We start from the raw sequence: 23,980 nt of genomic DNA, 5'->3' as shown, positions 1-23,980 counted from the left end.
GAAACGAAAAATTCGGCCCGTTGTAGAACATTTTACGAATTCGACTGGAAGTGTGGAAAAAGCCGTGTTTGATCCACTTATGTTCCGCACCATCCATGGTGGTTTGTCGCCGCAAACCCTACATTACTGCTGACAACAAAAATAACCAGAAACGGCCCGCACCTTGAGCGACGACAACGAAACTCTCGAATCCCCAGCCCCTTCACCAATGGGTGACTACGAACGCATCGACATTGTCGATGAGATGAAGACGAGCTATCTCGATTACGCGATGAGCGTGATCGTGTCGCGCGCCCTCCCAGATGTTCGTGACGGTCTGAAGCCGGTTCACCGCCGGATTCTGTACGCCAGCCAAGAAGGCGGATTCGTAGCCGGACGTCCATATCGTAAGAGCGCTAAAATCGTTGGTGACGTGATGGGAAACTATCACCCTCACGGCGATTCCGCGATTTACGATGCCTTGGCCCGGATGACGCAAGATTGGTCGATGCGGGTACCTCTGATCGATGGCCAGGGTAACTTTGGCTCGATGGATCCCGATCCGCCTGCATCCATGCGCTATACCGAAGCGCGCCTTGCCCGTGTCGCGAACACTTTGCTTGACGATCTCGACAAAGACACGGTCAATTTTGCTGATAACTATGACGGTAGCACTCAAGAGCCGACAGTTCTGCCCGCCCGCTTCCCTAACCTGCTGGTCAATGGAGCAGGCGGCATTGCAGTTGGCATGGCGACAAACGTTCCACCGCATAACCTTGGTGAAGTTATCGACGGCTGTCTCGCCTTTATCGAAAATCCTACGATCACGACTGAGCAATTGATCGAAATCATCCCGGGGCCTGATTTTCCTACGGCACCACTAATCTTGGGTTCCAGTGGTGCTAAGGCGGCATATACGACCGGTCGCGGCTCCATCCTTATGCGGTGCCGCCACGAAGTTGAGACAAAGCGTGGAGATCGCCAGTCTATCGTCCTAACCTCGATTCCGTATCAGGTTGGCAAGTCGGGCTTGGTCGAGAAAATCGCTGACGCAGCTAAGGAAAAGCGGATCGAGGGCATTTCCGACATTCGGGATGAAAGCTCCCGCGAAGGCGTGCGTGTTGTAGTCGATCTGAAACGAGACGCCTCGCCTGAGGTCGTCCTCAACCAGATGTGGCGCTACACCCCTGCGCAGTCGAGCTTCCCGGCAAACATGCTTGCGATCCGCAATGGGCGTCCTGAAACGCTCATGCTGCGCGACATTATTCAAAGCTTCATCTCGTTCCGCGAAGAAGTCATTACCCGCCGGACCAAGTTTGAATTGAACAAGGCGCGTGAACGGGCGCACCTTTTGCTTGGCCTTGTTGTTGCGGTTTCAAACCTTGATGAGGTTGTCGCGATGATCCGCGGCGCTTCTAATCCTGCCGAAGCGCGCGGGAAGTTGCTCACAAAAGAATGGCCGATTGGCGATATTGCGCAGTACATCCGGCTAGTCGAAGCCATCGAGCCGAATGCTGAAGAGAGCGATGGAACGTACAAACTGTCCGAGCGACAGGTCAAAGCTATCCTGGAATTGCGTCTCCACCGTCTTACCGCGCTTGGCCGGGATGAGATCGGCGATGAGCTCAAGGAGCTTTCGATCCAAATCGAAGAGCTGCTGTCGATTCTTTCCGACCGCGTGAAGCTTTACGGCATGATGCGTGAAGAGCTGGAAGAGATCAAAGCCACTTACGCAACGCCGCGCGTCTCAGAAATTGCCCCGGCTTGGGATGGTCTTGACGATGAAGATTTGATCGAGCGTGATGATATGGTCGTTACCGTCACCCATGGCGGCTACATCAAACGTACCCCGCTCGACACGTTCCGGGCGCAGGCTCGCGGCGGCAAAGGTCGCAGCGGCATGGCGACCAAGGATGAAGATGCCGTGGTCGAAATGTTTGTCACCTCGACACACAATCCGGTCTTGTTCTTCACCAATACGGGACGCGTTTATCGGCACAAAGTATGGAAGCTGCCTGAAGGCGGGCCGCAGACGAAGGGCCGCCCGATGGTGAATCTGCTGCCGCTGGGTAATGATGAGCGCGTTACCAATGTTCTTGCTCTGCCAGAAGATGAAGCGGAATGGGGCGCACTCAATATCGTATTCGGGACAGAGCAAGGCATGGTGCGCCGCAATTCCATGGACGCATTCACCAATGTGCCGACTGCGGGCAAATATGCGATGGGCTTTGTCGAGGACAGCGGAGACCGTTTAATCGGCGTTGAGCTGCTGACCGAAGATCAGGAAATTTTCCTTGCGTCGAATTCGGGTAAGTCGATCCGCTTCTCGGCCACTGATGCGCGAGAAACCAAGAGCCGAACGGGTATAGGTGTGCGCGGGATGAAGCTGAAAGAGGGGCAAAAGGTCGTCTCGATGGCGGTTCTCGATCCTGGTGAGCGGGACACAGAAATCCGCGACGCTTACCTGCGTGCAGCATCGTGGAAGAACAACGATGCAGAGCCGACCCTCGAGGCCGAGAAGATGGCAGAAATGTCAGAGGAAGAGGAGTTTATCCTCACCCTCACCTCTCGCGGATATGGCAAGATTTCTTCTGCCTATGAATACCGCACGACTGGCCGCGGTGGTCAGGGGCTTACCAATATCGGTGAGCCTGCGGACAAGGACCGAAACGGGCCAGTGGTAGCAAGTTTCCCTGTTAAGCATGGCTCGCAACTGATGCTTGTTACGGATCAGGCAAAACTGATCCGCTTACCGGTTGAATTCCGCCACATGGTTGAAGACGGCTTTGAAAACCACACCGGCTATTCCGTGTCGGGACGGAGCTCCTCGGGTGTGCGAATTTTCAATGTCTCCAAAGGCGAGCAGATCGTCGGCGCGGCATTGATTGACGAGACCGAGGAACCGGAAGACGAGGCGGAAGGAGCGGTGGCCGAGGAAATGGCGCAGAACGACGGCGACGCTGGCGAAGCTGCCACCGATCCGGCCCCGCTATCGGACACAGGCACGGAGGGTGAACCGACCGATTGATGATTAAAGTCGAGCCATCCAGTCAGGTCTGCGGCGCTCGGGTAACCGGCTGCGACCTTTCGGGTGAGCTTGGCGCTGATCTTGTCGCGGAAATTCGCGCAGTCTGGCTGAAACACCGGGTTTTGGCCTTTCCGGGCCAGAGCATGGACGATGACGCACTCGAGCGGTTCACCATCGCGATGGGCGGATTTGGCGAAGACCCGTTCTTCGATCCGATTGAAGGACGCAAGAACATCGCTGCTATTCTTCGGGAAGCTGACGAGCAAGCGCCTCTGTTTGCCGAAAACTGGCACAGCGATTGGAGTTTTCTTGATGCACCGCCTGCAGGCACGTGTCTTTTATCAATCGACATCCCACCTCATGGCGGTGACACTTTGTTCGCCGATCAGATCGCAGCTTTTGCAGCCCTTCCCGCAGAGCGGCAGGATCACTTGCGCTCACTGACTGCGATCCATTCCGCTAAACTCGCCTATGCTCCTGACGGTACTTACGGCGAAAACGAGCGGGAAGCTGACCGGTCCATGGCAATCCGTCCGGATGAAAGCGCAAATGAATGTTGCTCTCATCCGCTGATTCAGGTCCATCCCGAAACAGGCGAAGAGGCGATCTATTCGACGCTGGGATATATTATCGGGATCGAAGGCATGGCGGAGAGCGAAGCCTTGCCGTTCCTCATGGAGGTAGCCGCGTGGCAATCGCGCGATGAGTTTGTATATCGCCATCGTTGGGAGCCGAATATGCTGGTGATATGGGACAACCGCAGCGTGCTACACAAAGCGACCGGTGGATACGAAGGATACCGCCGCGAATTACACCGGACAACAATTGCCGCGCACGCAACCTAGTAGGCGGGTTTTTCCCCGCGCAACGTTTGCACAACGCCCGTCGCGATCATTAGCTGACCGGAATAGTACAGCGGCCAAATTAGCATGTTAGGAACCGGACTTAAATCGAAGGGACCAGTCTGACTGAAAATCAGCCAATCGCTGATTACAAACAGTACAGCACCAACCCCGACGCGGTAGCGGGGGAAGCGGCTGAGCCATGCAGCTGCCGCCATCCCACCAAGGCTGACTGCATAAACTGCGATCAGAATGTCCTGACTTAGCAGGTATGAGATCACGGGCGCGCCAATAAATAGCGCCGCAGCCAAGAGTTTTTGACTTGAAGTCGTGCGGTTGCGGCGATTTCGCAGGTAAAGCGCGATAGCGGCTACATGGGACAGCGCAAACAGGGCTCCCCCGATGGTTATGTCCAGAACTAGCGCCATGTCTGCTGCAGCAGAGAGCGCCAGAACGGCGACAAGGATAAGGCCATCCCCGCCATGCGTCCGCCGCCAAGCATACAAGGCGAGTAGGCCGACAGCTGAACCCTTCAATATGATGAGATAGAGCTCGCCGATTGGATTGTTCCACAGGAAGTAATACGCACATGCCGCAACGACGCTCGCCAAGAGCCATGGCCGGTGCTCTATCAGTGCATTTTTTGCCATTTCAATCCGTTTCTGTCCGATTTAGTTTCATGAATTGCAATATGTGAGCCACGCTAATCACGACACTAAACAGAGCGTTCTGATAAGTCTTTAACAAGACCACACGGGAGCGCAAAATGCCCAAATTCGATAGCGCACGCAAGCTTGACCCAATCATACTCAAACAGGCAGTTCGCCGCGTGGAATGGCGCGACCTTGCCAAAATGAGAACAGGAGATGGGCTCCGGGAATGCTTGCATCCCCTACCCTGGCTCTTCGCTGGCATGGTGTTGTTCCACCACGGATATTGGCCACTGGCCTTTCTGGCAGAGTTCATGTTTTTCCTCACTGCCCTGAGGCTCAATCATGAAGCGATCCATCACAACCTCGGATTTGGCAGCGCTGGGCATCGGGCTGTCTTGCATGGATTGAGCCTTGTGATGCTCGGCAGCAATCACTCGGTTGCCTTCAATCACCTGCGGCATCACCAGCACATTAACACAGAGCAGGATCTGGAGGGCAAAGCCGGCAGGATGAGCCTGCGGCAGGTGATCGTATACGGTCCATTTTTCCCGCTTGAATGCCATATAGTTGCTCTCAAAGAAGGCGGACCAGTTTGGCGGAAAAAGGTCTTGATCGATCTCGCTCTCAATTTGGTGCTTCCTGCTGCGGCAATTGGATTTGGTTTGGCCTTTGTTGCCTGGCATTTCTCAGCCATGCTTCTTGCGCAGTGCTTCACTGCATTGTTCGCCGTGTGGATTACCCATAGAGGCTGCGATGAAAGCGCACTGGTCGCCCGCACTCAGCGTGGCCGGATGGTGAATGCGGTTAGCTACAACATGTTCTTTCACCTTGAGCATCACCTGTTTCCGGGAGTTCCGGTCAAGCGTTTGCCAGAGCTGGCGGATCGGCTCGAAGCCGTGGAACCGGCCTTTGCCAAGGCCATTCGGCCCGTTCTTGGTCGATAGCCATATTGATGCGAGTGGGTGCAGCGCCTAAGTGCTGCACCCTATGACACATGATGTTCACATTATCGGCGGCGGCCTCGCCGGATCAGAAGCCGCTTGGCAGCTTGCGAAGCGCGGTATCAAAGTTCGGCTGTCGGAAATGCGCGGCTCAGGCGAGATGACGCCGGCCCATCAGACGGATGGGCTTGCAGAACTCGTATGTTCAAACAGCTTTCGATCCGATGATGATACAAAGAATGCCGTCGGGTTGTTGCACCACGAGATGCGCGAGCTGGACTCTATTGTCATGCGCGCTGGCGAAGTTGCGCGAGTTCCTGCTGGAAGCGCCATGGCGGTAGACCGGGACGTGTTCAGCGCCGAAGTTGAGCGAGCCCTGTCCGAGCATCCGAATGTCACAGTCGCGCGGGAACGGGTCGATGCCCTCCCTGACAGCGGCCTCACTATTGTCGCAACCGGACCGCTCACTGCGCAATCCCTCGCGCAGAGCATTGTTGGAGCTACGGGTGAAGAACGCCTCGCCTTCTTTGATGCGATCGCTCCGATTATCCATCGTGACAGCATCGATATGTCTAAATGCTGGATTCAATCGCGTTGGAACAAACGGACCGAAGCTTCGAATGAAGATGGCGACTATATCAACTGCCCGATGACGAAAGAACAATATCTCGCCTTTCATCAAGGACTGATCGAAGGCGAGAAGACCGAATTCAAGGAGTGGGAAAAAGACACCCCATACTTTGATGGATGCATGCCTATCGAAGTGATGGCGTCGCGCGGTGTTGAAACGCTAAGATACGGTCCGATGAAAGGTGTCGGGCTCGACAATCCATTCGACACGAATGAAGAGTTTCCTCAGGGTCGCTGGCCCTATGCGGTGGTGCAGTTGCGTCAGGATAACAAGCTTGGCACCCTATGGAATATGGTCGGATTTCAAACCAAACTGAAATACGCTGGCCAAGTGGGACTATTCCGCACGATCCCCGGACTTGAGAATGCCGAATTTGCGAGGCTTGGCGGTTTGCACCGCAACACATTCCTGAATTCGCCTCAGGTGCTTGATCGCCAGCTTCGACTGAAAGCGGCACCGCATATCCGGTTCGCTGGTCAGGTAACCGGGTGCGAAGGGTATGTTGAGAGCTCGGCGATTGGATTGGTCGCGGGCATGATGGCAGCAGCTGAATTGGGCGGTCGCGATTGGCATCCCCTGCCCCCGTCAACCGCTCTTGGTGCTCTGCTCAGTCATATTACCGGCGATGCAGATGCGGCCACATTCCAGCCTATGAACGTGAACTTCGGGTTGTTTCCGCCCCTTCACGAGGTGAAAAAGAAGCAGCGTAAAGAGGCATATACCTCGCGCGCGAAGAACGACCTGGGCACGTGGATCAACGCCAATTCCGAAGCTGTTCCCGCCTGATTAGCACCGGCAACGCGGTCGTTTCGGCCGGGTCTTGGGCTTGCTTGTTGCAAACTCCACCTGCGACAATTCCGCGTTTCCATCGGCGTCCATGCCGTCAAACCGCTGCGCAGTTGTGACCGCCCATTCTTCGAATGTGAGAAGATTGTTTCCATCGACATCAAGTTTACGGAATCCATCAGAACGCGATGATAGCATTTCATTCCGGGTGATCCGCCGGTCACGATTTCGATCATAGCGAAAGAAACGTTTTTCCTCCCGCGTTAGCTCACTTGCGGTTGGCGGCGCGGGCCCCTCCATATCTCCAGGATCGGTTTGCGGGAGCTCTTCAGGGGCAGGTGCTATTTCCTCAATTTCTGGCGGCGGCGGAGCATTGTTCTCCACCTGCGCGCGCGCTTGCCACCAAAAAACACCCACTCCGGCAAGGAACAATCCGACAAAAACTCCAAGTATTGTTTGGCGCACTCTGGCCTCCCCAAATTCAATACTGTCTGATTACACGTGTTTAACTGCCGAATAAAGCCGCTCGCACTGCTGTTATAGACGCACCGCGCCCCTCCATTAGCGGTCGTCCGCCACGTTTTAGCGCGCGCAAGGCCAAGGCATCCAGCACTGCGATCCCGCGAAGCTCTTTTGAGCGCGCCACGTTCTTACCGGCCAAACCTAGTCCAGCATCAATCAGCAGGCCTTGTTCTTCACCGTCTGATACGCGTGAGGCCGCATCGGCAATCGCCCAAATGGTTCCTCCGCCGTTGGGATGATCCTTGCCAATGAGTGCAGACAACGGGGCGCTTCGATTTTTAGCAAACTGGGTTGCCACATTCTGATCGAGCTTTTCAGCGACAACGAAGACTTCCCATGCATCGACCATTTGGATCAGCGCAGCTTCATGCCCACTGCATTCCGCACCAACGGCATCTAGTACAGCATCCCCAACTGGCCGTTCTTCGGCCGGCTGACTGAGAACATCGCGCCACCACGCGAGACGCATTTGCCCCAATATTGGCTCGGTTGTGCCTGCCACGATTCGCGCCAGCCGCTGATCGAGAGCGAAACACGTAGTTAACCGGCCGCGAACCTTTTGCGGGGTGTGCGCGATGGCGATTGCAAGCTCTGCGGGCAGTTCAAGAGGCGAGGTGTCATCCACAGCATCGCTCGTAGCCGCTGATTGAGCCATTCTGTCAAGATTGGACGAGGGATCATCCGTTCACAATCGTAACAAGTTGTGCGGAACTCAAATTATGTTCTCGTTAACCACAAAGTTTGGAAATTCGCTTACCTCGCTGCGCTAAGTCTAGCCAATGCAATTGCTTTTCCGAGCTATTTCGTTCCGGGACACGCACGAGGATAATCGCCTTATGGCTATGAAAAACGAGCAAGAAACCGCAGCGCCAAAGAAATTTTGGCGTTCGCTTGCGAAAGACCCGACCGCGAACACGATTGTTATCGTGGCCGCGTCTCTCGTCCCATTGATGGCAATGGTTGGCGGCGGCGTCGATGCGAGCCGTTATTACATGGCTGACACTCGCTTGCAGGCTGCCTGCGATGCGGGCGCCCTCGCCGCTCGTCGCGCAATGGACGACGATGATTTTGACAGCTCTCACAAGCAGATTGCTGAAAACTTCTTTGATCAGAACTTCGAAGACGGTTTGTTTGGTATGGAAGAGCGCTCACGCATTTACTCGGCTACCGATGACGGCAAGGTTCAGGGCACAGCCTCTGGCACCCTGCCGACCAGCATTATGGGTGCATTCGGTTACGATGAGTTTGATCTCGCGGTGGATTGCGAAGCAGACATCAACATCTCGAACACAGATATCATGTTTGTTTTGGACGTGACCGGTTCAATGAACTGTGCGCCCGACAATCCTAATGGCGGCTCTTGCAACAATGTCGAAGCCTCAAATGCCAAGATCAAAAGCCTCCGGTCATCAGCGCTAACATTCTATGACACGGTTGAAGCAGCAACTTCTTCGGCTGCGCAGGTTCGTTACGGGATCTTGCCTTATTCAAGTTCAATCAATGTCGGCGCATCTTTGAATTCGGCTTGGCTCGCGGATAGTCACGGCTATCAATCGCGTGAGCCGACCACGATCATAGAAACCGATTGGGTTTATGACGGAAACGGCGCGCTTAGTTCAAACAAAACCGGAACCAATAATGGTTATCCGTTTCTTGGCAATAATGAGACACGGGTACCGGGACTGACTTACGATCAATGTGTCGACTTCGCATTTGGAGGCCCACACTGGGATATTTTTTATGATCCGAACAACGCCACCGCGACGAACATCAATGTCAGCGGTTCCGGTGATACCCGACAAGCTACCTACCAAGGCAATCTTACTTGGAAGGTTCTCTATGAGTTCGTGAGTGGCAACTACACTGGCGGAAGCTGTAATATTACTTTCAAGGAATATTCTTACACAGCCGCTGGCGAAGCGACGGTCACTGAGAATGAAGAGACGACAGAAACCTTCGCCTATCGCTTTGATGAGATCGAGTATGACCTCGCTTCGCTTTACAGCACAGGTTCGCTGATCGCTCCGACTGGTACGAACGGTGCAAACGAGACCCATACTTGGGGTGGTTGTATCGAAGAGGCTGACACGTCGAACACAGGCACTTTCAGCCCGCTTCCGGCCTCCGCCAACGATCTCGACATTGATCTGGTTCCGAACTCATCGGATGAGTACTGGAAGCCAGTTCTGCCTTCGTTGGTCTTCTATCGTTTTGATTCCGAAACAGGCAATTGGAGCCGCGACGAGGAAGTTACGACAAGCGACTGGAATCAGAATCCGTCAGCGAGCTGCCCGAAAGCAGCTCGAAAACTCGCGGAATTCAGCGATCGCAGCGAGCTTGAAAGCTGGTTGTCCGCTTCGAATGGCTTCGTTGGACGTGGCTCTACGTATCATGACATTGGCATGATCTGGGGCGGTCGCTTTATCTCTCCGGACGGAATCTTCTCGTCAGAGAATGCTACGGCTCCGAATGGCGACGCTATCACTCGTCACATCATCTTTATGACGGATGGCATCCTGTCGACCAGCAACACGGTCTACACCCCATACGGAATTGAATGGTGGGATCGCCGGGTTACGGACGATGGCCAATCAGCAACCGGTAACACACGCCATGAAGCTCGCTTCCAAGCGGCTTGTAAGGCAGCCCGAGACAAGAACATCTCTGTTTGGGTTGTGGCGTTCGGCACGACCTTGACGGACAATCTCATCGACTGTGCGACGCCAGGCCGCGCCTACTCGGCAAACGACGCTGACACACTGGACGCTGCGTTTAAAGAGATTGCCGAGAAGATTGCCGCTCTGAGGCTGACAGCATGATCGGCTTCTTCAAACGAAGCCGTCTCGGGAAAAACGAGAATGGGGCCACCTTGACCGAATTCGGTCTGGTGGCTCCCGTCCTCATCCTGATGATCATGGGCGTTTTCGACATGGCGCATTCGCAATACACATCGGCTCTGATGAATGGCGCGATGCAGAAAGCGGGTCGCGACCTAACACTGGAAAACGCGGGCAGCCGGGAATCTACTATTGATGCTGCTGTTATCGGCCAAGTTGCGAACGTCGTTCCTGGCAACGCTACTGTCACGCTAGAGAAACTTTCTCACTTCGATTTCGAAGATATCGGCGAAGAAGAAGAGTATACCGACGGCAACAGCGATGGCGTTTGCAATGACAACGAACCGTTTGTTGATGCAAACGGGAACGGTCAATGGGATGCCAACCGTGGTGAATCCGGTATCGGCGGTGCCCGTGACGCTGTTCTTTACACCGCGGTCGTGACGTACCCGCGCCTTTTCCCGATGTACGGTTTGGCTGGGCTGCCACAAGACGTTGAGCTTCGTGCTTCGACTGTTCTTCGGAACCAGCCCTTCGACCAGCAAGATACCACGCAAGCCACTGGAAACTGCACATGATTGCCAAGGTTCAACAAAAGACGCGCAGTGCGACAGTTCGCATGCGCCGCAAGCTACGCGACCTGAAAGAGCACACCTCCGGCGTTGCCATGGTCGAGTTCGCCTTCACAGCGCCAATTTTCCTCGGCCTGGGAATGCTGGGAACCGAGACCGCATATTTCACGATTACGCATATGCAAATTAGCCAAATTGCGATGCAGGTCGCAGATAACGCTTCGCGCGTCGGTGAAGCTGATGTTCTCGTCAATCGCCAGGTTTTTGAGGATGATATCAATCAGGCGTTTATTGGCGCTGAAAAGCTTGGTGAGCAAAACGAGATCTTCACCAATGGACGGATCATTCTCTCCAGCCTTGAAGTGAACGCGGATGGCGGACAGTGGATCCACTGGCAGCGGTGTCGCGGTGCTAAAGTTCATGATTCAAGTTTCGGCGTCGAAGGCGACGGCGAAACTGGCACCGATTTTGATGGCATGGGCGAAACCGGCAAAGAGATAACGGCAAGCAGCGGCACTGCCGTCATGTTTGTCGAAGTCTCATATACCTATACGCCAGTAACCCCGTTCGAATTCTACGGTGACACGGAAATTCAATACACTGCGGCGTTCAACGTGCGCGATCAACGCGACCTGACGCAGCTTTATCAGACCAACCCTGTCTCACCAGTTGCGGATTGCGATACATACTCGGCTGACCGTCCCGCTTAAGCGAGACCGCGCAGAAACAAAAAGGGCCGCTCTAGCGATTGCTGGAGCGGCCCTTTTCTATTTATGGGTATGATGAAGTCAGGCGACGTAGCAAACTTTCTTGACTGCTTCGACAATCCGAGGGGGATCGATCAGAGCGAGCTTCTCGAGATTGTCCGCATACGGCAACGGCACGTCTTCATTGCAAACACGCAGCACAGGCGCATCTAGGTCGTCAAAGCCTTCTTCCATGCACAGCGAGATGATCTCGCTTGAGATCGAGCAAGTCGGCCAACCTTCCTCAGCAATGACCAAGCGGTTGGTCTTCGCGAGGCTGGTCAGGACGGCTTCTTTGTCGAGAGGGCGCAGCGTACGCAGGTCGATCACTTCGGCATCAATGCCCTCACCCGCAAGAGTTTCTGCGGCTTCGAGAGCGAAACCAACGCCAATCGAGTAAGAAACAATCGTTACGTCCGAACCTTCGCGCATGATACGCGCCTTGCCAATCGGCAGAACGTGATCATCAAGGTCGGGAACATCGAAGCTTTTGCCGTAAACCAGTTCGTTCTCGAGGAAAACAACAGGATCCTCCGAACGAATGGCTGCCTTCATCAGGCCTTTAGCATCTGCGCTGTCATAGGGTGCGATCACGATCAGACCCGGTACACTTGCATACCAAGGGCCGTAATTTTGACTGTGCTGCGCGCCAACGCGGCTTGCTGCGCCGTTTGGACCGCGAAACACAATCGGACACCGCATCTGGCCGCCGGACATATAGTTTGTCTTGGCAGCCGAGTTGATGATGTGGTCGATGGCCTGCATGGCGAAGTTGAATGTCATAAATTCAACGATGGGGCGCAGTCCGCCCATCGCAGCGCCTGTGCCAACACCGGCAAAGCCGTACTCGGTGATCGGCGTATCGATCACGCGTTTCGGTCCGAATTCAGCAAGCAGGCCCTGAGTGACTTTGTAGGCGCCTTGATATTCGGCGACTTCCTCACCCATGACGAACACACGCGGGTCGCTCCGCATTTCCTCAGCCATAGCGTCCCGCAATGCCTCACGCACCGGCGTGCTGGTGAACGTGGTGCCTTCTGGCACCCCGCGATCCGCTTTGGGCTGGGAGATTGGCTTATCATCCGACGCTGGTTCTGCCGCCGGAGCGGGAGCTGGCGCAGCAGCGGGTTCCGGCGTTGAAGCAGCAGGAGCGCTGTCTTCACCCTCTCCTTCCAGTTGAGCAATCACAGTTCCAACAGCCACATCTTCGGTGCCTTCCGCAATCATGATCTTGGTCAAGACACCTTCGTCGATTGCTTCGAATTCCATAGTCGCTTTGTCGGTCTCGATCTCTGCGATGATATCGCCCGGTTCGATCGTATCACCTTCTTGCTTAAGCCACTTTGCAAGGGTCCCCTGCTCCATGGTTGGCGAAAGCGCTGGCATCTTCAGTTCAATAGCCATGGATCAATACTCCTCCACCAGAACATCGGTGTAGAGTTCGCCAGGCGCTGGCTCCGGTGAATTCTCTGCAAAATCAGCCGATTCTGCGACGATCTTGCGAATGCCTTTATCGATCGCTTTCAACTCTTCTTCGGTCTTGCCCGCTTCGAGTAGAAGCTTTTTCATCCGTTCGATCGGATCGTGATTGTCGCGCTGATCCTGAACTTCATCACGGGTCCGGTACTTTGCCGGGTCCGACATAGAGTGGCCACGATAACGGTATGTATTGAGTTCCATCAAAACCGGACCTTTGCCATCCCTAACGTGCTTGAAAGCAACCTCAGCTGCTGCACGAACCTCGAGCACGTCCATGCCGTTCACGTCCATGCCCGGAATGCGGAATGCTGTACCGCGGCGGTGGAAACGAGTTTCGGCAGATGACCGGTTAGATGCAGTTCCCATCGCATATTGGTTGTCTTCGACGACAAACACGATTGGCAGGTTCCAGAGCGCCGCCATATTGAACGTCTCGTACACCTGACCTTGGTTGGCCGCGCCGTCGCCGAAATAGGCAAGGCAAAGTCCGCCGTCATCATTGTATTGATGAGCGAGGGCAAGACCGCCGCCAAGAGCAACCTGAGCACCGACGATACCGTGGCCGCCATAGAATTTATGCTCGGTGCTGAACATGTGCATCGAGCCGCCCTTCCCCTTGGAAATGCCCGCTTCTCTGCCTGTAAGTTCAGCCATGATCACTTTGGGATCAATGCCGTATGCAAGCATGTGACCATGATCGCGGTAACCGGTGATTACGCTATCCTTATCACCATCCAGCGCGCTCTGAAGGCCAATCGCAACCGCTTCCTGACCTATGTAAAGATGGCAGAATCCCCCGATAAGGCCGAGACCGTAAAGCTGACCTGCTTTCTCTTCAAAGCGCCGGATAAGTAGCATTTGACGATAGAATTCCATCATCTGGTCTTCGTTAGCGTTGAAACGCTTTGCCGCTTCAAAATCGGCTTGAAGTGAATGCAGCACGAAATCCGGATCGTCGTGAGGTGCCGCCGCTGGTGCGGCATTCTTTGCTGGCGCCTTTTTGGCAGCGGGCTTCTTGGCCAAGGTTATCTATCCTTATTGTTACAGGCGCAGGTCCTAAGGAGGAGAACGCCTAATCGCGTTGCTCCTATAGTCAGGAAGCCATGCAAGACGCAACGTAAAGCAAGCCCTGCTGAGCGACAAAAAATCGCTGATTTCTCTGGTTATGAAAAAGGTGACGCGGAGAATTCGTATGCGCGCATTATTCGTCTTCGATTGAGATTACGACTTCATCGGCGTGCAGGACGCCCAAATTGCGCCGAACCAACTCGCTCGCAAGGTCAGGGTCAGCCGAGTTGGGATCGAGGAGCTGGACACGGTTCTTCAGCGCATCACGTTTATCGGTTAGCATCGCGATCTGGGCGTGACGCTGTTCAAGCGCCTGTGCATTTTCGCTCCACGCGAGTAATCCAGTTGGGCCAGCAATCGCCAAACCGGTCAAGCAAAGCAGCACAACAAGGGCCATACCCTGTCGCATCTGTTCTCTTGCTGGCTTGCGCATTGGATTACCCCTTGATCGATTTCCACAGAATCATAGTTAACCCGCCGCATCAAGTCGAAAGTGCTGATCGCGCCGATTTTTAGGGTGCGATGGGGCGAAATGTTGCTGCAAACGTTCAGTATGAGCGTGGCAGGCCCAAAACGTGCTCGGCAAGATATGATAGGATCAGATTGGTTGAGATTGGCGCTACGGTGTAAAGCCGCGCTTCGCGGAATTTCCGCTCGACATCATATTCCTCAGCAAACCCGAAACCACCGAACGTTTGCACACACATATCGGCCGCCGCCCAGCTCGCTTCGGAAGCGAGGAGTTTCGCCATGTTGGCCTCTTCACCTGGATTGCCGCCTTCATCGTAAACGTTCGCCGCATGGTGAACCATCAATTCGGCAGCCCTCATTTGCGAATAGCAGCGAGCAATCGGAAACTGGATGCCCTGATTTTGACCGATGGGCCGCGAAAAAACGCTTCGGTCACTGGCATAGGTTTTTGCCTGATCGATGAACCATTTGGCATCCCCGATACACTCGGCCGCGATTAGGATTCGTTCTGCATTCATGCCGGAAAGGATGTAGCGAAATCCCTTCCCTTGCTCACCAACCAGAGCGCTGTCTGGAATGCGTAAATCATCGAAGAAAACCTCGCACGATGAGTGGTTCATCATGGTTCGGATCGGCTTGATTTCCATGCCGTTTCCGATCGCTTGCTGCATGTCGACGAGGAACATGGAAAGCCCTTCTGTCTTCTTCTCAATCTGGTCTCGCGGTGTGGTGCGAGCGAGCAGCAACATCAGATCGCTATGCTCCGCGCGGCTTGTCCATATCTTTTGACCATTGATCACATATTCATCACCGTCACGAACTGCGCGTGTCTTAAGGCTGAGCGTGTCGGTCCCGCTGGTCGGCTCTGACACCCCAAAGGCCTGAAGGCGCAAATCACCGCTTGCAATTCTGGGGAGGTATTCGTTCTTTTGGACTTCTGAACCGTAACGCAGCAATGTGTTCATTATGTACATTTGCGCATGGGCAGCACCACCATTGCAGCCAGATGCCTGAATCTCTTCCATGATTACCGCAGCTTCATCCAGACTTAACCCGCTGCCGCCAAATTCCGTCGGGATCAGCGCGGCGAGGAATCCTGCTTTGGTAAGGGCATCTACGAATTCGCCGGGGTATTCACGAGCAGCGTCTTTGGCCCTCCAGTATTCTCCAGGAAAGTCATCGCAAAGCGAGCGCACCGCGCGGCGGATTTCGGCAAGTTCATCACTTTCAGTAGGCATTACGTAAATCCCCAAAATCGACCCTGGCAATCCCTTGCCGCGCTCGCTTGAATGAGTCCACAGGCTCGTCAGCTTGCAATCTTTCAGATTGTCTTGGAACGATATTCCCGAATTACCCGTTGGATGGAAAACAGGGGAATACAAAAAGTCATCATGCTGAATACATTAGTCGACCAAATTCAATCCATGGGCAACGATTTCGTAGTTGCTCTGCCCTACCTAGCCATTGCGCTCGTCATCATTGTGATCACTGCGATTGCTGCAAAATTCACAGTCAAAATCGCAGATGGTTTGATCGGCAAGACGGACCTGCGCCCCAGCTTGCGCAACCTGATCGAAACTCTCGTCAAGCTGGGGACGTGGATCCTCGGTCTGATGATTGCAGCGATTGTTCTCTTCCCTGATCTTACTCCGTCGAGTCTGATTGCTGGTCTCGGTATCGGCGCGGTCGCAATCGGCTTCGCATTTCAGGATATTTTCGAAAATTTCCTCGCCGGCGTTTTGATTATGGTGCGAGAGAAAATGCGGATTGGTGATGTCATCGAATGCGAGGGGATCGTTGGCAAGGTTGAGCATATTACCTTGCGCGAAACGCACATTCGCAAGCTATCTGGCGAAGTGACTGTCGTGCCGAATTCAATCCTGTTCAAAAACCCGGTAGAGATTCTGACGGATAAGGAACTGCGTCGTCATGACGTAGTGATCGGTGTTTCCTACGATACGGATTTGGATGAAGCAGCAGAAGTCATCCGCAAGGCAGTGGTCGAGATCGACGAGATCGACACCGACAAAGGTATTGATGTTTTCGCGCAAGAATTCAATTCATCATCAGTCGACTTTTTGGTCCGCTGGTGGTCAGGATCGACCCCGCGCTCTGGGTGGGAATCGAAAGACAAAGTTGTACGAGCTATCAAGCGTAGCCTCGACAATGCTGGTATTGAAATTCCATTCCCATATATCACGCACACATTCAAAGAGCGCGTTCCGCTTGGCACTGAGACCGGAGAAAATGCATAACGGCTTCGGAATAAGTCTTTTCGTGCTGCCGATCTCGTGAACGAAGGAGCCGACCCTTATGCAAGTCCTCAAAACCGACCTCACACGCTTTAAGGCGATCCGAGACTACCCATTCGCTGAGAATTGGTGCGAAATTGACCTTGGAGAGGGCTTCTCGGGCCGGATGCACTATGTTGACGAGGGGCCGAAAGACGCACCGCCTGTTTTGCTGTTCCACGGTGAACCCAGCTGGAGCTTTCTTTATCGAAAGATGATTCCGGTTCTGCTTGATGCGGGCTTTCGCTGTCTTGCACCGGACCTTATTGGCTTCGGTAAAAGTGATAAGCCCGATGACATTGGTTTCTACACCTATGACCGGCACGTGAGCTGGCTTGAACAATGGCGGGATGCTGTTGTGCCTGAAACTGCAGCCCTGTTTTGTCAGGATTGGGGCGGACTGCTTGGACTGCGTATGGTCGGAGAAAGTCCGGAAAGGTTTGCCTGCGTTGTGGCAAGCAACACCTTCCTTCCAACCGGCGGAACTCCTTCTCCCGCTTTCCATGCATGGCGTGAATTTGCGAAGGCTTCCCCTGATTTCATGATTGGAGAGCTGCTGCAACGAGCAACGGCGACGGAGCGCACGGCCGAGGAAGTGGCAGCATATGACGCGCCCTTCCCTGATGAGCCGAGCAAAGCCGGTGCGCGCGCCTTTCCGCAATTGGTTCCGGTCGAAGACGGGATGGATGGCATCCAGCAGAATATCGAAGCGTGGAAAGGTCTGTCCAATTACGACAAGCCATTCCTCACCCTGTTTGGGGAGGATGACCCAGTGACAGGTGGGCTCGCCGAGCCTCTGATCGAACGTATAAAAGGAGCTGAAGGCATGGCTCACGGTATGCTGTCGACTTGTGGTCACTTTTGTCAGGAAGACCGCCCTGTTGAACTTGCCCAGGGCGTGATCGCGACTGCGCAAAAGGCGGGTTCTCTGGGTTGAGCGAGCAGTCGGTTTCCGCACCGGAGCGACTGACCCGGCGTCAAGAACTGCTCTTGGCGCTGGCCGTTGCCGTGGTCACCGCTAACGCATACTATATCCACCCGATCATCGGTGACGTCGCTGAAGGATTTGGCGTTAGCGATGCGAAAATTGGGATCGTGCCTGCATTGAACCAATTGGCTCTTGCTATCGGCATACTCCTGCTATTGCCGCTTGGCGATCGTTATTCAAATCGCAATCTGACAATCGTCTTTACTGCCGGGCAATGCCTTGGCTTGATTGTCATGACGTTGGCCCCCGGCTTCGCGTTATTCACTGTGGGATCGACCGTCCTCGGGTTCTTCACGATCGCACCCTATTTGCTGCCAGCATATGCATCCAAAAGAGTGGCGCCCGAGCGCCTCGGGCATGTCACAGCAACACTGACCGCTGGGATCATATTCGGCATTCTTGTCGCGCGTGTCGGAGCAGGCGTGATTGCCGAACACTTCGGCTGGCGGACAGTATATTGGGCGGCGACACTATCGATGCTGGCCATCGCCATCGCTCTGCCGCGGATCATGCCAAAAGCGGAAGCAGCAGCGCCCAAAGTGGTGCGTCAGCCTTACGTTCAATTGGTGATGTCCGTCTTCCCGCTGCTGCGTTCGCACCCAGAAATCATGATTTCTGGCGCCATTCAGGCAATTGGCTTTGGCCAATTCATTGCGCTCTGGCTGGCGCTCGCCCTGCACCTTACCTCTCCTGAGATGGGATACGGTACAGACGCCGTCGGATACCTTGCAGGCTTTGCCGCGCTCAGTGTGTTGACCACACCAAAGTTGGGGCAATGGTCAGACCGTGTCGGCCCACGCCGAGCAAGGCTTTACCTCGCGCTCATTCAAACAGCCGGCACAGCGCTGCTGCTTCCATTTGGTGGCAACATCTGGCTGTTGATTATTCCGATACTGATCACATCAACTGTTGGTCCGGCAATTGACGTTGGAAGCCGAATGACATTCCTATCGCAAGAACCTGCATTGCGCACGCGTCTGACCACGATCTACGTTGTTATTATGTTTATCGGTGGAGGAGCTGGTTCGATTCTTGGAACTGCGGTGTTCGATGCGTTCGCATGGCAAGGAACAGCGATAGCGGTGCTCGCATCGTGTGCTTTGCTTACGATGTTATGTGGATTGGCGCTCAAGCTTTACGGTAGCGGTCCAGCACAGCCCAAAACGGCTTAACGATTGATGGTGACCCCGGCGTGATTCGAACACGCGGCCCCCAGATTAGGAATCTGGTGCTCTATCCGGCTGAGCTACGGGGCCCCAACGCCGCTTTAGCATTGAGAAAACTCTAATCAATTGAGTTTGTCAGGCGGTGCCACAGGAAACGGAAGCGGGGCGACCTGTACGCCTTCGTCGACAAGAGATTTGGCTTCTTCCAGCGTCGCTTGCCCGTGGATCGGCGCCTCATCACGTTCGCCGTAGTGCATTTCGCGCGATTGCTCGACGAACTTCTCTCCGACCCAAGTGCTCTTTTGAAGCGCTTTTTCCTGCGCCCTCGCCAATGCCTGCATGGCCTTTTCCACCTCCGCAGGGATTGGTTGATTGCTAACCGGTTTTGCCGACGCTGGTACAGATGGAACGGGCACGTCGTTCTTTGTATTGGTTTTTACCGGCACTGCCGGGGCCATGAGGGCCTTTCCGATCTGTTCGGATCCGCACTCGGGGCAAGAGATAAGACCCCCAGATTGCTGGTCTTCGAAGTCAGTGGAAGAGCCGAACCAGCCTTCAAAACGATGGCCGTGCTCACAGTGGAGGTCATAAACGATCATGATGCGCGTCTATAATTGGGGATTTCGCGTTTGTTGGCAAGGCTTGGCACTTGCTCTCTCACTTCGGCAATCCGGTTCAGATTGATATCGCAAAATTCAAGTGCTGGCTCCGTGCCGCCCATATCGAGCAAGACCTCGCCCCATGGATCCACAACAAGGCTGTGACCGTAGGTCTCGCGTCCATCCTCATGCTTGCCAACTTGAGCCGCAGCGATCACGAAAGCCGACGCCTCAATTGCGCGGGCCCGCAGCAATACGTGCCAGTGCGCCGCACCCGTGGGCTTTGTAAATGCGGCTGGCACGGCGATAGCATCGCATGGCACCCGTCCCAGCCAATCGAAAAGAGCGGGGAAACGGAGGTCGTAACAGATTGTCAGGCCAAGTTCGCCGAGCGGTGTGTCATAAACGCTGACAGGACCTTCGCCTGGTTCGTAGGCCGAACTTTCACGCCAAGTCTCGCCAGTCGACAATCGCACATCGAACATGTGCATCTTGTCGTACAGCCCCGCATTGGTTCCATCCGCACGGCAATAAAGCGAGCGATTGGCCAATCTGCCATTTTCTTTTGGCACTGGCATGGAGCCAAGAGCGATGTCGATCTGCACCTTTTCAGCCAACAACAAAAGGCGTTCTTCGAACGAGCCGAACTGTTCCGTTTCCGCAACTCCATAACCCGGCTGCGCCATGGTCTGCCGCGCGCGCTCGCGATCCTTGTCGAGCAAAAGCGACATCTCTGGCGTAAAAAGAACTACTGCGCCCTCGCCCGCCGCACGAGTCGCCGCCTCCTCGACAACCGTGAAATTCGCCTCGGGATCAATCCCTGATGTCATTTGAAGGACGGCGATGCGCGCCATTCAACCCGCCAAAAGCGCGTCGAGCTCACCAGCGCGTTCGAGAGCTGCAAGTTCATCGGATCCGCCAACATGCGTATCACCAATAAAAATCTGCGGCACAGTGCGAGCATCTGGCGCTCGCTCTGTCATTTCATCTCGCTTCGGACCGCCCATCGAGATATCGAATTCGTTGAACTCTACGCCCTTCGAACTGAGCAAACGTTTCGCGCGCACGCAAAACGGGCAAGTGAATTTGGTATAGATGTCGATTTTCGGTTTGCTCATCGGAGTGACGGACCTCTTGAAACGTGTTTACTCAAACCCAAATAGTGCGTGTTGCAGCGTTTCGCCAGTCTTGGGAAACGCGATATGCGACTAAACCGCAGGCGCTGCATGGCGCAGGTCTGCATTTATGTTCAAATTGCTCAAACAAGAGGATTTGTGAATTATGTCACGTCTAGATTTCACCCCTTACCGCCGCAGCACCGTTGGTTTTGATCACCTGTTCGACCTTCTGGAAAGCCAGGCGCGCAACACTTCGGGTGACAACTATCCGCCCTTTAACATCGCGCGAAGCGGCGAAGACAATTATCGTATAACATTAGCTGTCGCGGGTTTCCGTCCGCAGGATATCGATATCACTGCGCAGCAAAACTTGTTGACTGTTCAAGGCAAAAAGCGTGACGATGTCGATGGCGGGGCCGAAATGCTCCATGTCGGCATTGCGAACCGTGGCTTTGAGCGCCGGTTTGAGCTCGCCGACCATGTCCGTGTTGAGCAGGCAGATATGGCTGACGGGCTTCTGATTATCGATTTGGTTCGTGAAGTGCCCGAGGCGATGAAGCCTAAGAAAATTTCCGTGAACGGCACCCCGACACTGACTGCCGTTCCAGATGGATCCGAAGACAAATCCGCAGACGTGGCCTGAGCGCTCGTTTAGGCGCATAAATCGACAAAAATTGGTTTGAAAAAGTTAGGGGCGGATCGTTGAGATCCGCCCCTGCGACCTAAGCCGCCTCGTTTCGATGCTCACCGTCCGGGTCGCAGAAGACGGTCAACACCGTTTCGAGCTTTGTAAAATGCGTCCAGAAATTCCCGCTTTAAAGCAGAGGTCCATCAACGCATTCGAATATCGTCCAAACACCAACAATTCTTCGTTCGTGCTTAGGGGGTATCCACCCTTACGAAAAACTACAGTGCGCAAGCCCGTAAGCTGCCAGTGCATTATCGCGCAAGATTAATTTCATCTAATTGTAAAAACGCGACATAAGTTTGCTGTACGTAGAATTTCGCATGCATCGGCCATCGCCTGTGATTGCTCCACCAATTCAATAGCTTGAGGGCGTGCATGTCTCAGACTAAGCGAGATTGCTCAAGCGCCGCAGCAACAAAACCTGCAAACAGTGGGTGCGGATCGAACGGTCGAGATTTCAATTCTGGATGGAATTGAACGCCGACAAACCATGGATGATCAGGGCGTTCGACGATTTCCGGCAACAAGCCATCGGGCGACAATCCGGAAAAAACGAGGCCTTGCCGTTCAAGGGGATCGATATAGCGTGCATTCACCTCGTAACGGTGCCGGTGGCGCTCAGAAATCGTTTCTGATCCACCATAAATGCGCGAAACATGGCTATTGGCGCTGAGCTTCGCACCATACGCGCCTAAGCGCATCGTTCCGCCCAGATCGCCGCCTTCTTCGCGTTCCTGAATGCCCTCTTCGCTCATCCACTCGGTTATAATTCCAACGACCGGTTCCTCAGTCTCGCCAAATTCCGATGATGAGGCAGCGTCAAATCCGGCTTCACGTGCGCCTTCGATACACGCCATCTGCATTCCTAGGCAGATCCCAAAGAACGGGACCTTGCGGGTGCGGGCGAATTTGACGCTTGATATCTTTCCCTCGCTCCCGCGCTCGCCAAAGCCACCGGGCACCAAGATGCCGTGCATCGGTTCAAGTGCGGCAACAAGCGCGCTTTCGTCTTCACCTTCGAAGACTTCCGCATCGATCCATTTGATATTGACCTTCACCCGGTTGGCGAGGCCGCCATGAACGAGCGCTTCATTCAGGCTCTTATAGGCATCTGGTAGGCCAACATATTTGCCAACAACGCCGATCGTAACTTCGCCCTCTGGGTTGAAGAACCGGTCTGTCACATCATCCCAAGAAGAGAGGTCAGGGTCTTTGGCGTCCGTGATACCAAAGCCTCGCAATACCTCGGCATCGAGGCCCGCTTCGTGATATTGCAATGGCACCGAGTAAATCGAAGGTGCATCAAGCGCTGGAATAACAGCCTCTTTGCGAACGTTGCAGAAATTGGCGATCTTTTGCCGTTCGCCATCCGGAATTGGGTGTTCAGCACGGCACAGCAAGACATCTGGCTTTATGCCAAGGCTTGCGAGTTCGCGCACAGAATGCTGCGTTGGCTTTGTCTTCAATTCACCTGCGGCCGCGATGTAGGGGACCAGCGTCACATGAACGCTTAGCGTTTGCATCGGCTCAAGATCATTCCGCAGCTGACGGATCGCCTCCATAAATGGGAGCGATTCGATGTCCCCCACGGTTCCGCCTATTTCACACAGGATAAAATCATGATCATCCTGATCATCAAGCGCGAATTGCTTGATCGCATCGGTCACATGCGGGATCACCTGTACGGTCGCGCCGAGATAGTCCCCTCGCCGCTCCTTCGCGATGATATCGCGATAGACACGGCCCGAGGTTATGTTGTCGCTCTGACGTGCTGAGACGCCGGTGAAGCGTTCATAGTGCCCAAGATCGAGGTCAGTCTCAGCCCCGTCGTCGGTCACATAAACTTCGCCATGCTGATACGGGCTCATCGTGCCCGGGTCGACATTGAGATAAGGGTCGAATTTCCGAATGCGGACCTTGTACCCACGCGCCTGAAGGAGGGCAGCAAGACTTGCCGCCATGAGACCTTTGCCGAGCGAGGAGACCACGCCGCCGGTTATAAATATGTACCGCGCCATGGGTGCCGAGCCTTAAGGGTCGTTGTGGATTCGTGGCAAGCAAATTGCGCAGCAAAACGTGCTGCCATCCACAGTCACTTTATTAAAAAGCGCTCAAACGAGTTTTGAAAGCCATCGAACGCCGCACCTCGCAGCTGCTTAATCGGTCGCAGGGTCGTCACTCTGACCATCCGCCTGACCATCTACCTGATCCGCAGCTTCGCCGCCGGCTGGACCACCAAGCAAATCGTCTGTCGTCGGAGCCGAAACGTCGCGATCAAGCGTGGTCGAGATTGAGCCGCTGGATGTCTCGTTCACAGCAACTGCCGCTAGAGCAATCGACAACGCGACAAATGCAACGGCAAGCCATTTAGTCGCACGGGTCAGAAAATCTGCCGCACCGCGCGCACCCAATGCTCCGTTCGGATTGCCACCGATGCCAAGCCCGCCCCCTTCGGAACGTTGCATAAGGACTACGGCCACCAAACCGGCGGCTACGATAGCTTGCAGAACAGTGAGAAAAAGAAACATGACAATACGATCTCGATAAAATTTGTGAGCGCTATTTAGGGCGCACT

The 23,980-nt window shown here is 54.5% G+C and carries 23 protein-coding genes and 1 tRNA gene; 11 read left to right on the top strand and 13 right to left on the bottom strand.

The window, feature by feature from the left end; all coding sequences use genetic code 11:
* Nucleotides 1–163 precede the first annotated feature (163 nt).
* Nucleotides 164–3,007 (top strand): DNA gyrase subunit A, encoded by a 2,844-nt coding sequence (gyrA, locus tag KCG46_RS11880; RefSeq protein WP_218405647.1) that lies wholly within the window; start codon nucleotides 164–166, stop codon nucleotides 3,005–3,007.
* Nucleotides 3,007–3,852 carry a TauD/TfdA dioxygenase family protein gene (locus KCG46_RS11875; RefSeq protein WP_255551996.1) on the top strand — a complete coding sequence of 282 codons (846 nt, stop codon included), beginning with the start codon at nucleotides 3,007–3,009 and terminating at the stop codon, nucleotides 3,850–3,852. The genes gyrA and KCG46_RS11875 overlap by 1 nt, the downstream gene beginning before the upstream one ends.
* On the opposite strand, the gene KCG46_RS11870 is transcribed toward KCG46_RS11875, so the two are convergent.
* A complete protein-coding gene (locus KCG46_RS11870; protein WP_218405645.1) occupies nucleotides 3,849–4,499 on the bottom strand; it encodes a lysoplasmalogenase family protein in 651 nt (216 codons plus the stop codon). The two genes, KCG46_RS11875 and KCG46_RS11870, sit on opposite strands and share 4 nt — an antisense overlap.
* 116 nt (nucleotides 4,500–4,615) lie before the next feature.
* Here KCG46_RS11870 and KCG46_RS11865 point away from each other — a divergent pair, with 116 nt between their 5' ends.
* Both KCG46_RS11865 and trmFO read left to right on the top strand, forming a co-directional pair.
* Nucleotides 4,616–5,446: a fatty acid desaturase family protein gene (locus KCG46_RS11865; RefSeq protein WP_369410217.1), complete on the top strand. Its 831-nt coding sequence runs from the start codon at nucleotides 4,616–4,618 to the stop codon at nucleotides 5,444–5,446.
* 43 nt (nucleotides 5,447–5,489) lie between these two features.
* A complete protein-coding gene (gene trmFO, locus KCG46_RS11860; protein ID WP_218405643.1) occupies nucleotides 5,490–6,860 on the top strand; it encodes a methylenetetrahydrofolate--tRNA-(uracil(54)-C(5))-methyltransferase (FADH(2)-oxidizing) TrmFO in 1,371 nt (456 codons plus the stop codon).
* On the opposite strand, the gene KCG46_RS11855 is transcribed toward trmFO, so the two are convergent.
* Both KCG46_RS11855 and KCG46_RS11850 read right to left on the bottom strand, forming a co-directional pair.
* Entirely contained in the window at nucleotides 6,861–7,325 is a 465-nt protein-coding gene (locus tag KCG46_RS11855) for an EF-hand domain-containing protein (RefSeq protein ID WP_218405642.1), read from the bottom strand. It lies immediately after the preceding gene.
* A gap of 40 nt (nucleotides 7,326–7,365) precedes the next feature.
* Nucleotides 7,366–8,037, bottom strand: coding sequence for a hypothetical protein (locus tag KCG46_RS11850; RefSeq protein ID WP_218405641.1), 672 nt, complete (start codon nucleotides 8,035–8,037; stop codon nucleotides 7,366–7,368).
* Nucleotides 8,038–8,218: 181 nt separating this feature from the next.
* Between KCG46_RS11850 and KCG46_RS11845 the strand changes: the two genes are divergently transcribed.
* The 3 genes from KCG46_RS11845 to KCG46_RS11835 are packed head-to-tail and all read left to right on the top strand — an operon-like array spanning nucleotide 8,219 to nucleotide 11,501.
* Nucleotides 8,219–10,201 (top strand): Tad domain-containing protein, encoded by a 1,983-nt coding sequence (locus KCG46_RS11845; RefSeq protein ID WP_218405640.1) that lies wholly within the window; start codon nucleotides 8,219–8,221, stop codon nucleotides 10,199–10,201.
* Complete coding sequence (locus KCG46_RS11840; RefSeq protein WP_218405639.1) at nucleotides 10,198–10,797, top strand: TadE/TadG family type IV pilus assembly protein; 600 nt, start codon at nucleotides 10,198–10,200, stop codon at nucleotides 10,795–10,797. The genes KCG46_RS11845 and KCG46_RS11840 overlap by 4 nt, the downstream gene beginning before the upstream one ends.
* Before the next feature lie 41 nt (nucleotides 10,798–10,838).
* Nucleotides 10,839–11,501, top strand: a complete 663-nt coding sequence (locus tag KCG46_RS11835; protein ID WP_218405638.1) for a TadE/TadG family type IV pilus assembly protein — start codon at nucleotides 10,839–10,841, stop codon at nucleotides 11,499–11,501.
* Nucleotides 11,502–11,579: 78 nt separating this feature from the next.
* Here KCG46_RS11835 and KCG46_RS11830 read toward each other — a convergent pair whose 3' ends face one another.
* The 4 genes from KCG46_RS11830 to KCG46_RS11815 all read right to left on the bottom strand — a co-directional run bounded on the left by KCG46_RS11830 (nucleotide 11,580) and on the right by KCG46_RS11815 (nucleotide 15,793).
* A complete protein-coding gene (locus tag KCG46_RS11830; RefSeq protein ID WP_218405637.1) occupies nucleotides 11,580–12,941 on the bottom strand; it encodes a pyruvate dehydrogenase complex E1 component subunit beta in 1,362 nt (453 codons plus the stop codon).
* 3 nt (nucleotides 12,942–12,944) lie between these two features.
* A complete protein-coding gene (pdhA, locus tag KCG46_RS11825) occupies nucleotides 12,945–14,039 on the bottom strand; it encodes a pyruvate dehydrogenase (acetyl-transferring) E1 component subunit alpha (RefSeq protein ID WP_218405636.1) in 1,095 nt (364 codons plus the stop codon).
* Between the two features lie 178 nt (nucleotides 14,040–14,217).
* On the bottom strand, nucleotides 14,218–14,517 hold the full coding sequence (locus KCG46_RS11820; RefSeq protein WP_218405635.1) for an FtsB family cell division protein: 300 nt from the start codon (nucleotides 14,515–14,517) through the stop codon (nucleotides 14,218–14,220).
* A gap of 115 nt (nucleotides 14,518–14,632) precedes the next feature.
* Nucleotides 14,633–15,793 carry an acyl-CoA dehydrogenase family protein gene (locus tag KCG46_RS11815; protein WP_255551988.1) on the bottom strand — a complete coding sequence of 387 codons (1,161 nt, stop codon included), beginning with the start codon at nucleotides 15,791–15,793 and terminating at the stop codon, nucleotides 14,633–14,635.
* Nucleotides 15,794–15,946: 153 nt separating this feature from the next.
* Between KCG46_RS11815 and KCG46_RS11810 the strand changes: the two genes are divergently transcribed.
* From KCG46_RS11810 to KCG46_RS11800, 3 genes are read left to right on the top strand one after another with little or no spacing between them, the layout of a single operon-like run.
* Nucleotides 15,947–16,810, top strand: a complete 864-nt coding sequence (locus KCG46_RS11810) for a mechanosensitive ion channel family protein (RefSeq protein ID WP_255551987.1) — start codon at nucleotides 15,947–15,949, stop codon at nucleotides 16,808–16,810.
* A 58-nt stretch (nucleotides 16,811–16,868) separates the two neighbouring features.
* Complete coding sequence (locus KCG46_RS11805) at nucleotides 16,869–17,783, top strand: haloalkane dehalogenase (RefSeq protein WP_218405634.1); 915 nt, start codon at nucleotides 16,869–16,871, stop codon at nucleotides 17,781–17,783.
* Nucleotides 17,780–19,006 carry an MFS transporter gene (locus KCG46_RS11800; protein WP_255551986.1) on the top strand — a complete coding sequence of 409 codons (1,227 nt, stop codon included), beginning with the start codon at nucleotides 17,780–17,782 and terminating at the stop codon, nucleotides 19,004–19,006. Before KCG46_RS11805 ends, KCG46_RS11800 begins: the two co-directional genes overlap by 4 nt.
* Before the next feature lie 7 nt (nucleotides 19,007–19,013).
* On the opposite strand, the gene KCG46_RS11795 is transcribed toward KCG46_RS11800, so the two are convergent.
* The 4 genes from KCG46_RS11795 to grxC form a co-directional block, all read right to left on the bottom strand.
* Nucleotides 19,014–19,090 (bottom strand) — tRNA-Arg (locus KCG46_RS11795).
* A 32-nt stretch (nucleotides 19,091–19,122) separates the two neighbouring features.
* Nucleotides 19,123–19,599, bottom strand: a complete 477-nt coding sequence (locus KCG46_RS11790; protein ID WP_218405633.1) for a DUF1178 family protein — start codon at nucleotides 19,597–19,599, stop codon at nucleotides 19,123–19,125.
* Nucleotides 19,596–20,429, bottom strand: coding sequence for a carbon-nitrogen hydrolase family protein (locus KCG46_RS11785; protein ID WP_439648838.1), 834 nt, complete (start codon nucleotides 20,427–20,429; stop codon nucleotides 19,596–19,598). The genes KCG46_RS11790 and KCG46_RS11785 overlap by 4 nt, the downstream gene beginning before the upstream one ends.
* Before the next feature lie 24 nt (nucleotides 20,430–20,453).
* Nucleotides 20,454–20,717, bottom strand: a complete 264-nt coding sequence (gene grxC, locus KCG46_RS11780; protein ID WP_218405631.1) for a glutaredoxin 3 — start codon at nucleotides 20,715–20,717, stop codon at nucleotides 20,454–20,456.
* Nucleotides 20,718–20,880: 163 nt separating this feature from the next.
* Here grxC and KCG46_RS11775 point away from each other — a divergent pair, with 163 nt between their 5' ends.
* Nucleotides 20,881–21,360 carry an Hsp20 family protein gene (locus tag KCG46_RS11775; RefSeq protein ID WP_218405630.1) on the top strand — a complete coding sequence of 160 codons (480 nt, stop codon included), beginning with the start codon at nucleotides 20,881–20,883 and terminating at the stop codon, nucleotides 21,358–21,360.
* 425 nt (nucleotides 21,361–21,785) lie between these two features.
* Here the strand turns inward: KCG46_RS11775 and pyrG are convergent, their stop codons facing one another.
* Together pyrG and secG are read right to left on the bottom strand one after the other, a co-directional pair.
* The gene (gene pyrG, locus KCG46_RS11770) at nucleotides 21,786–23,423 is read right to left on the bottom strand and encodes a CTP synthase (protein ID WP_218405629.1); all 1,638 of its coding nucleotides are present in this window, start codon (nucleotides 23,421–23,423) and stop codon (nucleotides 21,786–21,788) included.
* Between the two features lie 138 nt (nucleotides 23,424–23,561).
* Nucleotides 23,562–23,933, bottom strand: coding sequence for a preprotein translocase subunit SecG (secG, locus tag KCG46_RS11765; RefSeq protein ID WP_218405628.1), 372 nt, complete (start codon nucleotides 23,931–23,933; stop codon nucleotides 23,562–23,564).
* Nucleotides 23,934–23,980 lie beyond the last annotated feature (47 nt).

Source organism: Erythrobacter crassostreae (assembly GCF_019204045.1).
In the GTDB taxonomy this organism is placed as follows: Bacteria; Pseudomonadota; Alphaproteobacteria; order Sphingomonadales; family Sphingomonadaceae; genus Erythrobacter; species Erythrobacter crassostreae.
Note: the sequence above shows the minus strand (reverse complement) of the source record. Positions and strands in the feature narration are given on the sequence as shown.